This is a genomic window from Sphingomonas sp. (assembly GCF_029239295.1).
In the GTDB taxonomy this organism is placed as follows: domain Bacteria; phylum Pseudomonadota; class Alphaproteobacteria; order Sphingomonadales; family Sphingomonadaceae; genus Sphingomonas.
Genome location: NZ_JAQZBC010000002.1, coordinates 162154 through 175305 on the forward strand (window position 1 = coordinate 162154; position 13152 = coordinate 175305).

The 13152-nt window shown below is 66.3% G+C and carries 11 protein-coding genes; 6 read left to right on the top strand and 5 right to left on the bottom strand.

Annotated elements, in window-relative coordinates; genetic code table 11:
• The first annotated feature begins 136 nt into the window (after positions 1-136).
• The 5 genes from K0S66_RS02360 (at position 137) to rpoN (ending at position 4598) form a co-directional block, all read left to right on the top strand.
• Positions 137-757 (top strand): ribonuclease H-like domain-containing protein, encoded by a 621-nt coding sequence (locus K0S66_RS02360; RefSeq protein WP_301073492.1) that lies wholly within the window; start codon positions 137-139, stop codon positions 755-757.
• Between the two features lie 140 nt (positions 758-897).
• On the top strand, positions 898-1536 hold the full coding sequence (gene lptC / locus K0S66_RS02365; protein WP_301073493.1) for an LPS export ABC transporter periplasmic protein LptC: 639 nt from the start codon (positions 898-900) through the stop codon (positions 1534-1536).
• Between the two features lie 6 nt (positions 1537-1542).
• Positions 1543-2085 carry an LptA/OstA family protein gene (locus K0S66_RS02370; RefSeq protein WP_301073494.1) on the top strand — a complete coding sequence of 181 codons (543 nt, stop codon included), beginning with the start codon at positions 1543-1545 and terminating at the stop codon, positions 2083-2085.
• A 131-nt stretch (positions 2086-2216) separates the two neighbouring features.
• On the top strand, positions 2217-2993 hold the full coding sequence (gene lptB / locus K0S66_RS02375) for an LPS export ABC transporter ATP-binding protein (RefSeq protein ID WP_301073495.1): 777 nt from the start codon (positions 2217-2219) through the stop codon (positions 2991-2993).
• Positions 2994-3104: 111 nt separating this feature from the next.
• A complete protein-coding gene (gene rpoN, locus K0S66_RS02380; RefSeq protein WP_301073496.1) occupies positions 3105-4598 on the top strand; it encodes an RNA polymerase factor sigma-54 in 1494 nt (497 codons plus the stop codon).
• A 39-nt stretch (positions 4599-4637) separates the two neighbouring features.
• Here rpoN and K0S66_RS02385 read toward each other — a convergent pair whose 3' ends face one another.
• The 5 genes from K0S66_RS02385 to K0S66_RS02405 form a co-directional block, all read right to left on the bottom strand.
• On the bottom strand, positions 4638-6455 hold the full coding sequence (locus K0S66_RS02385) for an acyclic terpene utilization AtuA family protein (RefSeq protein WP_301073497.1): 1818 nt from the start codon (positions 6453-6455) through the stop codon (positions 4638-4640).
• Between the two features lie 94 nt (positions 6456-6549).
• Positions 6550-7839 carry an adenylosuccinate synthase gene (locus K0S66_RS02390; protein ID WP_301073498.1) on the bottom strand — a complete coding sequence of 430 codons (1290 nt, stop codon included), beginning with the start codon at positions 7837-7839 and terminating at the stop codon, positions 6550-6552.
• Between the two features lie 111 nt (positions 7840-7950).
• Positions 7951-9048, bottom strand: coding sequence for an ATP phosphoribosyltransferase regulatory subunit (locus K0S66_RS02395; RefSeq protein WP_301073500.1), 1098 nt, complete (start codon positions 9046-9048; stop codon positions 7951-7953).
• Between the two features lie 376 nt (positions 9049-9424).
• Positions 9425-11002, bottom strand: a complete 1578-nt coding sequence (serA, locus tag K0S66_RS02400; RefSeq protein ID WP_301073501.1) for a phosphoglycerate dehydrogenase — start codon at positions 11000-11002, stop codon at positions 9425-9427.
• 123 nt (positions 11003-11125) lie between these two features.
• On the bottom strand, positions 11126-12277 hold the full coding sequence (locus K0S66_RS02405; RefSeq protein ID WP_301073503.1) for a phosphoserine transaminase: 1152 nt from the start codon (positions 12275-12277) through the stop codon (positions 11126-11128).
• A 225-nt stretch (positions 12278-12502) separates the two neighbouring features.
• Here K0S66_RS02405 and K0S66_RS02410 point away from each other — a divergent pair, with 225 nt between their 5' ends.
• Entirely contained in the window at positions 12503-13150 is a 648-nt protein-coding gene (locus K0S66_RS02410; RefSeq protein ID WP_301073504.1) for an extensin family protein, read from the top strand.
• Positions 13151-13152: the final 2 nt, after the last annotated feature.

A 13152-nucleotide genomic window follows, 5' to 3' on the forward strand; every position in this document is an offset into this window, starting at 1 on the left:
GCCAAAAACAAGTATTACGCTTCGATCATTGCGTAACTGTCGCGTTGAAAGCACAGCTTGTCGCTTGATTTGCTGCAAAAACGTCAGTGTGCGGTGGGTTGTTGAGCCTTTCTGCTCGTCGCGCTACGGCACGACGATGGCCGTACATTTTCATGAAGAAGACCTGCCGGGCGATGTGTTCGCACCGGGCGCCCCGCTCGCCGTGGACACCGAGACGATGGGCCTCATCACCCCGCGCGACCGGCTGTGCCTGGTGCAGATTTCGGACGGCATGGGGGATGAGCATCTCGTGCGGTTCAACCCCGGTTCTGATTATGCCGCGCCCAATCTGCGCGCGGCACTGGCCGATCCGGCCCGGCTGAAGCTCTACCACTTCGGTCGTTTCGATATTGCGGCGATCCGCCACTATATGGGGATCGTTGCCGCCCCGGTATATTGCACCAAGATCGCGTCGCGGCTGGTGCGCACCTATACCGACCGTCATGGCCTGAAGGAGCTCGTTCGCGAATTGCTGGGGCAGGACATTTCCAAGCAGCAGCAATCGTCGGACTGGGGCGCCCCGGAACTGAGCGAACCGCAGCGCGAATATGCCGCCTCCGACGTCCGCTTCCTCCACCGGCTGCGGGAAGAACTCGACCGGCGGCTGGCGCGCGAAGGCCGCACGGCGCTGGCGCAGGCCTGCTTCGATTTCCTGCCGCACCGCGCTGAACTCGATCTCGCCGGTTGGCCCGAAACCGATATCTTCGCGCATGCCTGACGTTTGCGCCGCGCGCTGCCGCCCCACCGTGCCCGCGATGCGGGCCGGCGTGGTTCGGCGCGCGCTGCGCCCTTTTCGCGCGTCGTGGCGTTTGTTGCCCACCGGCCGAACGGTGACGCCCCAGGGGAAATGCGGCACGCATGTCTGAGATCGCCCTACGCGAACGCACGAAACGCCAGCGTTGGGCCGCGCCTGGCAGTCGGCACGATCGGCTGATCGGCGTGACCTACTGGTTGCTGCCGGTCCTGATCGGTGTCCTGGCCGCGTTCCTGGTGATGGCGCCGCTGACCCGGGCGGGCGATGTTTCCTTCGTTCTGGACAAGAACATGGTCGAGGTCGCGAAGGAGCGGCTCAAGATCCAGAAGGCGCAATATCGCGGCTCTGATGCCAAGGGGCAGCCGTTCTCGCTCAACGCCGGCTCTGCCGTGCAACGCAGCTCGGCCGAGCCGGTCGTGCAGTTGAACGAGCTGATCGCGCGTATCCGGCTGGAGGATGGCCCCGCTTCGTTGACCGCGCCCAGCGGCCGCTACGACATGGAGAGCGAGCGCGTGAACGTGGATGGGCCGATCGCCTTCCGTGGACCCAACAACTACACGCTCGACACGCAGGATGCCGAGGTTGATCTGAAAACCCGCAAGCTTCGTTCTCGCGACTCGGTGACGGGGACCGTGTCTCAAGGTACGTTCAGCGCCGACAGGCTGGATGCCGATCTTGAGGCGCGAACCGTCACATTGCGTGGCAATGCCCGCTTGCGCGTGAACCCGCGAGGGGCGAGATAGCGCGCCATGACACGTCCGGTCCTTTTCGCCCTTTTGCTGGCCTCCGCCTCGCTGGCGACCTCGGCCGGCGCTCAGACGCGGCACAATACCAATGCGCCGATCGACTTTGCCGCCGATACGATCGAGCTGCAGGATCGCGCCAATCGGGCGGTGCTGCTGGGCAATGTGTCCGTGCGCCAGGCTGAAATGTCGCTGAGCGCCGCGCGGATGACCGTGAACTACACCGGTCAGGTGGTCGACGGCAGCCCGCAGGTTTCGCGGCTGGATGCGTCCGGCGGCGTCGTGGTGCGTCGCCCCGACCAGACGGCACGCAGCCAGTTTGCGGTCTATGATCTGAACCGGCGCGTCATCACCATGATTGGCGGCGTGTCGCTGACGCAGGGCGCCAACACGGTGAACGGCGGGCGGTTGACGATCAACCTCGACACCGGTCGCGCCGTGATTGACGGATCGTCGGTCCGCGGCGGCGGCAGCGGCGGCGCGGGCAATACCACGACGGCGCCGTCGGGCCGCGTCACCGGCACCTTCTCGGTCCCCAAGCGAAACTGACCGGGAGCAACGCACCGCGATCGGGGGTTTCCCTCCACGCGTGCATTATGCATCATCGGTGATGCATGATCCCTGCCAGTTGCCCTGCGACTGACGCGGCACTGGAACGATTGGCGAGGCAAGAACAGGCGATGGACGACGTCACGACACTCGACGAAGTGGAAGCAGTCCACGAAGCGCCGATCTCCGATGGGCTTCAGGTCGTCTCGATCGCGAAGTCCTATGACAAGCGTACCGTGCTGCGCGACGTGTCGGTGTCGGTCGGTCGTGGCGAGGTCGTGGGCCTGCTCGGCCCCAACGGCGCCGGCAAGACGACGTGCTTCTATTCGGTCATGGGGCTAGTGAAGCCCGACGCCGGGCGGATCATGCTCGACGGCGAGGATATCACCGGGCTGCCGATGTACCGGCGTGCGATCCTGGGGCTCGGCTATCTGCCGCAGGAAACCTCGATTTTCCGCGGGCTGACGATCGAAAAGAACATCCTGACCGTTCTCGAACTGAACGAGCCGGACGCTACGGCACGCCAGCAGAAGCTCGACAAACTACTCGACGAATTCGGGCTCACCAGGCTGCGCGACGCGCCCGCCATGGCCTTGTCCGGTGGTGAGCGGCGCCGCGCGGAAATCGCGCGGGCGCTCGCAGCCGATCCGTCGATCATCCTGCTGGACGAGCCGTTCGCCGGCATCGACCCGCTGTCGATCGCCGACATCCGCGCACTGGTGAAGCAGCTGAAGAGCCGCGGCATCGGTGTGCTCATCACCGATCACAACGTGCGCGAGACGCTCGAGATCGTCGATCGCGGCTATATCATCTATGATGGCCGCGTGCTGTTCTCCGGCGCCCCGGCGGATCTTGTCGCCGACCCCAACGTGCGGCGGCTCTACCTGGGCGAAGAATTCTCGCTCTGATCCGATGCTGAACCCCGCTCTCCTCACTGTCTTGGCCCAGGCCTGGACCGTGCGTGGCCGGGGTGGCGTCGGGCACAACCACGCTCATGCCGCGCGCGGGATGGTCGTGCGATGAGTCTCGCCCCGCGCCTCGACCTGCGCCAGTCGCAATCGCTGGTGATGACGCCGCAACTGCAGCAGGCGATCAAGCTGCTGACGCTGTCGAATCTCGAGATCGAGGGCGTGATTGCGGAGGAGCTGGAAAAGAACCCGCTGTTGGAGGCGCTGCCCGCAACGGATGATTCGCCCGTCCCCGAGCGGGAGCCAGAGCTGCTGCGCGAGGAGCCGGCACCCGCCGACGAACTCATCATCGCCGGCGAGGCGGCCGGCGAGGCGCTGGATGTCGACATCGTCGCCGAACGGTTTGACGACGGCCCCACTGACGGCATGGTCGGTGATCGGGTGGCCGGCGACGGCCTGGGGCTGAACGGAGCGGCCGGCGCAGGCCCCGAGGACGGGCCGGATCTCGACGCCTTCGCAGCCGGCGACCTGTCGCTGGCCGACCATCTTCTGAAACAGGCCGGCGAAGTGCTTGGCGGCACCGATCTGTTCCTCGCCCAGCATCTGATCGATCTGATCGACGAAGCCGGCTACCTCACCGCCAATCTGCTCGACGTCGCCACCAGGCTGGGCGTCGCGTTGGGGGAGGTGGAACGCCTTCTGACGGTCGTGCAGACCTTCGACCCGACCGGCGTCGGTGCACGCGATCTGGCGGAATGTATCGCGCTTCAGGCGAAGGAGGCGGATCGCTACGATCCGGCGATGGCGCGGCTGATCGCCAACCTCGATCTGGTGGCGCGTGGCGACCTGCCCCGGCTGAAGCGGATCTGCGAGGTCGATGACGAGGATATGGCGGACATGATCCGCGAGCTTCGCGGCTATGATCCAAAGCCCGGCCTGCGCTTCGGTGGGGAGCCGATGCAGGCGGTGACGCCTGACCTACACGTTCGCCGGACGCGTGGCGGATGGGTGGTGGAGCTCGACAATGCCACCCTCCCCCGCGTTCTCGTCAATCGCCGCTACCACGCGGAGCTATCCTCCGGGCAGCAGGACAAGGCGTCAAAGGCATGGTTGGGCGACATGCTGGCGAGCGCCAACTGGCTGGTGAAGGCGCTCGACCAGCGGCAGAAGACGATCATCCGCGTGGCCACCGAAATCGTGCGCCAGCAGGAGGCCTTCTTCCTGAAGGGGGTGGCGCATCTTCGCCCGCTGACGCTGCGGCAGATCGCCGACGCGATCGAGATGCACGAATCCACCGTCAGCCGGGTGACATCCAACAAATATCTCAGCTGCTCGCGCGGCCTGTTCGAGCTGAAATACTTCTTCACCTCCGCGATTCAGTCGGCCGACGGCGGAGATGCGGTATCCGCCGAAGCGGTGAAAAGCGCGATCCGCTCCCTCGTCGCGAACGAAGGCGCCAAGATCCTGAGCGACGACACGATCGTTGAGCTGCTCAACGCCAAGGGCTTTGACATCGCTCGTCGCACGGTCGCCAAATACCGCGAGGCGATGGGGATCGGCAGCTCGGTGCAGCGGCGGCGCCAGCGCGCGCTCAGCGGCGGATAAGCGGGCGCCGAGCTGGTGGGGCCCGGCCGCCCGCCGTTCTCAGCCCACCAGACGCCGCGGTATCTTCACCTTCATGTCCAGCAGCTGCTGCCCCTTGCCCTTGGCCAGCGCATCCAGGCGCAGGCTCGCGAACTGCCCCCCACCCAGCGACTGAATACAGTGCAGGTTGATCGCGTTCATCCCCGGCAGCTCGTACCGACGAACTTCGGGATGCGTTGCGCCTTCGAACTCGTGTGCGAAAAACGCCTGCACGGCCTCTTCGGTCAGCCCGGCCCGGATCCACGGCAGATATTCCGGGTGACGCGCGATCACCCCGACGTTGAACGCATTGCCCTTGTCGCCCGATCGCGCCCAGGCGATGTCGATCAACTGAACCTCGACCAGCTCGTCGTCGTCATCGGTGGCGCCTGCCCTGCCTTCCTCCACCTGCGGTCGCACGATCATTGCCGGCTCGAACGGCGTGGTCGGCGCAGGACTGGCCACCGCGATCGTCTCGCCGCCCAGAGACACGTGCGCGCTCACCGATGCGCCGTCGACCAGGAACGAGAATACCTGCGATACCGGTGAGATGGTGGGGCGCGCGCCAAACCATCCGGTCGATCCTACGCTCATCGACGTGGTGGGCGAATCGAACTCGCGCATCATGATGCCCAGCGCCTCGGCATCCTCATGCTCCGCGCCGATCCGCGCGATCACTTCGCGTGTGGCGGAAAGTACCGGGTTCGCCTGCGCACCATAGCTCGCCTCGGTCCCCAGCAACTCGACGCGCGTGTCGCGCAACGGCGGCAGATTGCGCCCACGCAGCATCTCCCCCACCCGCGTCAGCACGGCCTGCGCCTGCGCCTGCGCCTTCTTCGCGGCATCCCGGCCGACGACGGGCATGATGCCGATGAAGCGGTGGCCATTCTCATAGGTAACGCACGTCTTCAGCTTGCCGGTCGGCGGATAGCCCTTCGCGTTGGAGACACGCACCCGCGCATCGCCTTCCTCCGTCACGCTGAGTTGCGAGAAATCGCACACCACGTCCGGCAGCGCATAGGCCTGCGGATCGCCTACCTCGTACAGGATCTGCTCGGCGACGGCGGCGGCGGACACGAGGCCGCCGGTACCCTCCGGCTTGGTCACGATGAAATCGCCATCGGCGTGGCATTCGATCACGGGATAGCCGATGTGCGCCCAGTCAGGCACCTTTTCCCAATCGGTGAACAGCCCGCCGGTTGCCTGCGCGCCGCATTCGATCACATGGCCGGCGAGCGATCCCGCCGACAGCCGATCGTGATCGTCTGGTCCCCAGCCGAATTCATGCATCAGCGGGCCGAGCGTCAGGGCGCTGTCGACCACCCGGCCGGTGATGACGATCTCCGCCCCCGCCGCCAGCGCGGCCGCGATCGGCCCGCCACCGAGGTAGGCGTTCGCCGTCCACACCTTCTTGGGATTGGGGAATGGCGCATCGTTGAACATCTCGACCACGCCGTCAGCGACGAAGTCAGGGACACGGGCGATCAGGTCATCTCCGGTCACGATGGCGATCCTGAACGACAGGCCCGCCTCCGCCGCGATCTGCTCCATCCGCGCGCGGCAGGCCTCTAGATTGACGCCGCCAGCGTTGGTCACCACGCGGACGCCCTGCTCCTTGAACTCGCGCAGATTGTCCTTCCACACCCATTCGGTGAAATCGCGCGCATAGCCCTGGTCGGGGCGAACCTGCTTGAGCTGGCCGAGCGGTGCCATCGTGGCTTCGGCCAGATAGTCGAGGATCATATAGTCGAGCTTGCCGCCCGCGAGCAGTTGCGGCGCCGCCACTGAACTGTCGCCGAGGAAGCCGCCTGCGCCACCGATCCGGACCACCTTGGCCATGTCACTCTCCCGCTTGTTTTGCGGAGAGCCGTAACGGAAAGCGGCGGGCAGGCAAACTATCCTCCCCGCGCCGTGCAGGGAGGATCATTCCACCTCAATCGGCGAAGGGGTCGCGTACCAGGATGGTGTCCTCGCGCTCCGGGCTGGTCGACACCAGCGTCACCGGGCAGTTGATCAGCTCCTCGACGCGGCGGATGTACTTGATCGCCTGCGCCGGCAGATCGGCCCAGCTGCGTGCGCCGGCGGTTGACTGCGACCAGCCTTCCATCACTTCGTAGATCGGCTCGACCGCCGCCTGATCGGCCGCATGCGACGGGAAATAATCCAGCGTCTCGCCGCGCAGCTTGTACCCGGTGCAGATCGAGATCGTCTCGAATCCGTCGAGCACGTCCAGCTTCGTCAGTGCGATGCCGGTGATCCCGCTGACCGCCGCCGACTGGCGCACCAGCACGGCGTCGAACCAGCCACACCGCCGCTTGCGGCCAGTGACCGTGCCGAATTCATGCCCGCGCGTGCCCAGCCGCTCGCCCGTCTCATCATCCAGTTCGCTCGGGAACGGGCCCGAACCGACGCGGGTGGTGTACGCCTTGGCGATGCCCAGCACGAAGCCGACCGCGCCCGGCCCCAGGCCGGAACCGCCTGCCGCAGTCCCCGCGATCGTGTTGGACGAGGTGACGAACGGATAAGTACCGTGGTCGATATCCAGCAGCACGCCCTGCGCGCCTTCGAACAGGATGCGCCGGCCGGCGGCGCGCGCCTCGTTCAGGTCACGCCATACGGGCTTGGCGAAGGAAAGGACGAAATCGGCGATCTCGCGCAGATCCGTCAGCAACCGCTCGCGATCGATCGGCGGTTCGCCAAAGCCGGCACGCAGCGCGTCGTGATGCGCGGTCAGGCGGTCGAGTTGCGGATCGAGACCGTCGAGATGCGCCAGATCGCACACGCGGATCGCGCGGCGGCCGACCTTGTCCTCATAGGCCGGGCCGATGCCGCGGCGGGTGGTGCCGATCTTGCCGGCGCCGCTCGCATCCTCGCGCAGGCCGTCGAGGTCGCGGTGGAATGGCAGGATCAGCGCGCACGTCTCGGCGATGCGCAGCGTGTCCGGCGTCACCTTCACGCCCTGGCCCGACAGCTTCTCCACCTCGGCCTTCAGCGCCCAGGGATCCAGCACCACGCCATTGCCGATCACCGACGGCGTGCCCCGGACGATGCCCGACGGCAGCAGCGACAGTTTGTACACCTGCTCGCCCACCACCAGCGTGTGACCGGCATTGTGGCCGCCCTGGAAACGGACGACCATGTCGGCGCGCTCCGCCAGCCAGTCGACGATCTTGCCCTTGCCCTCGTCGCCCCACTGGGCTCCGATCACCGCAACATTCGCCATGGGTACAAAACTCCCCCTGCCGGAATGATCCTGCGCGCCCTTCGACAGGACTCGGTACGCAGGAGGGTCCAGAAATCGCGCCGCGCCGGTACCCGTGGCGCATTGCCACTGTCAACCAGCCAGCGGTCGCGCCTCACCGTCAACGAACAGGTGCGTGCACAATTGCGCCTCGGGCGTATCGCCGGCGGCAAGCGCGGCGACGGTCGCCCATCCGGCCGAACGCATCGCCGCGCCGTCGGCATCGGACGTGCCCAGCGGCAGGAACAACCGCCGCCGCTTGCCCGCGCTATCGCCAGCGATCGACGCAGCGAACAGCGAGAAGCCGGTGGCGGCCTCTTCGGCGCCATCCTCATGCATCAGCGTGTAGGTACCGCCCCGTCCAACCTCGCGCGTCGCCCCTTCGGCGAACAGCGAGAAACCGAGCCAGGTCTGATATTCGAAGCCATGCCGCTCGGTCGGATCGAGCGTCAGCGTGGCGCGATTGCCAAGCGAGGCGGCAATCGCCTCCAGCCCGTCGAGTCGCGACGACAATACGCCGGCGCTGTCGAACGCCCGCAAGCGGGCGATCGCCGCGTCGAACGGGCCCGCCGCCTCGATCAGCGGCAGATATTCGGGCGCCAGCGCCGCGACAGCGCCCGCATCCTTCGCATCCAGCCGATCGCGCAGCTGCTCCACATCGCTCACCGGAAGCGGTCCTGACGACAGCGTCTCGACCAGATCAGGCAAGGTGAAATCGACCGACACGCCGCTTGCGCCTGCCGCCGCCAGTGCCTCGACCGCTACCGTCACGACCTCGCGCGCGGCGGCCACCGAATCGAGCCCGATCAGCTCGCACCCGATCTGCCGTGCCTCACGATCGGGCTGCAGCGCCCGGCCGCGCAGCTTCAGCACCGACCCGGCGTAACTGAGGCGCACCGGGCGCGGATGGTGCGCCATGCGCGTCGCCGCGATTCGCGCAACCTGCGCCGTGATGTCGGGGCGGATCGCCATCGTCCGCTGGCTGACCGGATCGACGAACCGCACCGCGTCGGCCAGCCCGCCATCCTTCAAGCGAGAGGCCAGCCCGTCGGCGAACTCGGCCAGCGGCGGATCGACCCGCTCATAGCCATAGGAATGGGCAACCGCGAGCACGCGCGATTCGACCGCCGCCGACGCATCAGCATGCGGCGGCAGGCGATCGCGAAACCCTTCAGGGAGCAGCGTCGTCATCCTACGCGCTCGCCCCGATCAGGTGGGCGCATGGGAAAGGAGCAGTCGACAGCACCACGGCGATCATCTGAAAGGCACCTCGTTCGAATTCATCATCCTGCGCAACGCAGCGCCGCGCGATGACGCGAAAGCTTTGCAGCCCGACCACAGCGATCGGACAACATCGCCCGCCTCGTTGCCCGCACGGGTGCCGCCGTCAACCTTGATGATGCGCGCCGCCGCAACGCGCCGATGCGGGAAGGCGTGCTCGACACCGATCCTGCCCGAAACCGATCTGGCCGCGACATCAGGTGCCGCGGCCAGATCATCGCCGAATTCATCGCCTGCGCGGCCATTTCTCTCCAGAGGCAGGCCGCGCCGGGTAAGGTAAGAGAGCTTAGAAGCGAAGCCCCATGGCGGTTTTCACGCCCGGCAGCGCCTTCACCGTCGCGAGCAGATCTGCCGTCACCGGCTGATCCACCGACAGCAGCAGCACCGCCTCACCACCCGCCTGACGGCGGCCAAGGTGGAAGGTACCGATGTTGACGCCGGCCTCACCCAGCGTCGTGCCCAGGCGGCCGATAAACCCCGGCGCGTCCTCGTTGACGACATATAGCATCGCGCCGGTCAGATCCGCCTCGACCTTGATCCCGAACAGTTCGACCAGGCGCGGAGCGGAATCGCCGAACAGCGTGCCCGCCACCGACCGCTCGCCATCGGCGGTGCGAACCGAGACGCGGATCAACGTGTGGTAATCGCCCTCGCGCTCGGTGCGGATCTCACGCACTTCCATGCCACGCTCGCGGGCGAGGACCGGCGCGTTGACCATGTTCACCGTGTCGGTCTGCGTGCCGAGGAAGCCCTTCAGCACCGCGCTGGTCATCGGCTTCGGGTTCAGTTCCGCCGCTGCGCCTTCCAGATGGATCGAAATGCGATCGATCGCACCATGTGCCAGCTGGCCGACGAGGCTGCCGAGCTTTTCGGCGAGGCCCATGTAGGGCTTCAGCTTCGGCGCTTCCTCGGCCGTCAGGCTGGGCATGTTGAGCGCGTTGGTGACGCCGCCCGACACGAGATAGTCCGCCATCTGCTCGGCAACCTGGATCGCGACGTTCACCTGCGCCTCAGTGGTGGAGGCGCCGAGGTGCGGGGTCGAGATGAAGTTCGGCGTGCCGAACAGCGGGCTTTCCTTGGCGGGCTCGGTGACGAACACGTCGAGCGCCGCGCCGCCGATATGGCCGCTGTCGAGGCCTTCCTTCAGTGCCGCCTCGTCGATCAGACCGCCGCGCGCGCAGTTGATGATCCGCACGCCCTTCTTGGTCTTGGCGAGATTCTCCGCCGACAGGATGTTGCGGGTCTGATCGGTCAGCGGCGTGTGCAGCGTGATGAAGTCCGCACGGGCGAGCAGTTCGTCCAGCGTCGCCTTCTGCACGCCAAGCTCGATCGCGCGCTCTTCGGTGAGGAACGGATCGTAGGCGACGACCTTCATCTTCAGCCCGAGCGCGCGGTCCGCGACGATCGAGCCGATGTTGCCCGCGCCGATCAGGCCGAGCGTCTTGCCGGTGACCTCGACGCCCATGAAGCGGTTCTTTTCCCACTTGCCTGCCTGGGTCGACCGATCCGCCTCCGGCAGATCACGCGCCAATGCGAACATGAGGGCAATGGCGTGCTCGGCAGTGGTGATCGAATTGCCGAACGGCGTGTTCATCACAACCACGCCCTTCGCGCTAGCCGCGGGGATGTCGACATTGTCGACGCCGATGCCGGCGCGGCCGACGACCTTCAGGTTGGTCGCCGCTTCGAGAATGTCCTTGGTGACCTTGGTGGAGCTGCGGATCGCGAGGCCATCATATTGGCCGATGATCGCCTTCAGCTCTTCCGGCGTCTTGCCGGTGATTTCGTCCACTTCCACGCCGCGCTCACGAAAGATCTGCGCGGCCTTGGGATCCATTTTGTCGCTGATAAGAACCTTGGGCATGGGATAGTCCTTTGCCTACACCGTTGCCCGGCCGTGATCCGGGACTCCGCCATCTGCGGCGCTACGGTGAGAAGAAGCGTGACCCCGGATCAACTCCGGGGTGACGCAAGGGAGTGGGTGGTCTCAGGCCGCCTTGGCGGTCGCGTAGGCCCAATCGAGCCACGGGCCGAGCGCGACAATGTCCGCCGTATCGACCGTGGCGCCGCACCAGATGCGCAGGCCCGGAGGGGCATCGCGATAGCCGCCGATGTCATAGGCGGCGCCCTCTGCCTCCAGCAGCGAGACCATCTTCTTGATCACCGCTTCGTCGGCATCAACCGTCAGGCAGACGCTGGTCGTCGAGCGCGAGGCCGGATCGGCCGCGAGATGACCGAGCCAGTCGCGGGCGGCGACGATCTCGTCGAGCGCCTTGGCGTTGGCATCGGAGCGCGCGATGAGGCCGTTCTCGCCCAGCGACTTTGCCCATTCGAGGCTGAAGATCGCGTCTTCGACCGCGAGCATCGACGGAGTGTTGATCGTCTCGCCCTTGAACACGCCCTCGGCGAGCTTGCCCTTGGAAACGAGGCGGAACACCTTCGGCAGCGGCCAGGCGGGCGTATAGGTTTCGAGCCGCTCGACCGCGCGCGGGCCGAGGATCAGCACGCCATGCGCGCCCTCACCGCCCAGCACCTTCTGCCAGGAGAAGGTGGCGACATCGATCTTGTCCCACGGCAGATCGTACGCGAACACGCCGCTGGTCGCGTCGGCGAAGGACAGGCCCTCGCGATCGTCAGCGATCCAGTCGCCATTCGGCACACGCACGCCGCTGGTGGTGCCGTTCCAGGTGAACAGCACGTCGTTCGACCAATCGACCTGGCCGAGATCCGGCAGCTGGCCGTAATCGGCGCGGATGACGGTGGGGTCGATCTTCAGCTGCTTCACGGCGTCCGTCACCCAGCCTTCGCCGAAGCTTTCCCAGGCGAGCGCGGTGACCGGGCGGGCGCCCAGCATCGTCCACATCGCCATTTCGAAGGCGCCGGTATCCGATCCCGGAACGATGCCGATGCGGTGCGTGTCAGGGAGCTTCAGCAGCTCGCGCATCAGATCGATGCAATATTGGAGGCGCTGCTTGCCGATCTTGGAGCGGTGCGAACGACCGAGCGTGGCATCGGCCAGCTTGGCGGCATCCCAGCCCGGCGGCTTTGCGCAGGGGCCCGAGGAAAAATAAGGTCGCGCCGGAGTAGCGGCGGGTTTCGCAGGCGCAATGGTGGCGTCGGCGAGCGTCGTATCAGTCATGTCTGTCTCTCCTTACAGAGAGCACGCGCGGCGTTGGGACCGCGTGGCCCGCCGACGGCTCTAGTGAGCAGGGGTCAACGTGGCAACCGCGATAAACTGCGATCGACTCGCTTCGTCCCCTGCCACCCACCATTCGACCTGCCGGACTCAGCCACGCCTTTTCCTCGAGGAGAAAACCGGCAAGAAAAGAGCGGCGCGTCAAACAGTTCATCGCGATCGGGGGAAGTGTTGCGTACCTTCATCATGCTCGCGCTGGCGGCGAGCCTCGCGGCGTGCGGTCGATCGGAACCGCCGGCGCGATCCGATCGACGCACGCCCGCACCGCGAATCGAAGGGCCGTCGTCGCGCGAAACCGCGCAATGCCACCGCGACCTGCGGGAGATCGGAGTTGCGTACGAGCCACTGCCCGATCGCCAGTTCGGGCCCGGCTGCGGCGTAATCGGCACGGTCAAGCTGCTCGACATCGGCGTCCCGACCACCAACCTTGGCGCCGTGCGATGCGGCGCGGCGCGCACCTACGCCCGCTGGGCGCGCAACGCCGTCGCGCCGGCGGCCTATCAGATCCTGGGCAGCGAACTGGCCAAGATTGAAAGCATGGGCACGTATAATTGCCGCAACGTTGCGGGCACTGCGCGCCGCTCCGGCCATTCGGTGGCCAATGCCATCGATATCGGTGGCTTCGTTCTGAAGGACGGGCGGCGAATCACCGTTCTCAATGACTGGAACTCGCCCGACCCCGCGGTGCGCCAGTTCATGCGCACGATTACCGCCTCTGCTTGCCGCCGTTTCGGCACGGTACTTGGCCCAAACTATAACAGCGCCCACCGCAACCACTTTCATCTGGAGGACGACAAGGCCAATTTCTGCCGTTAAAG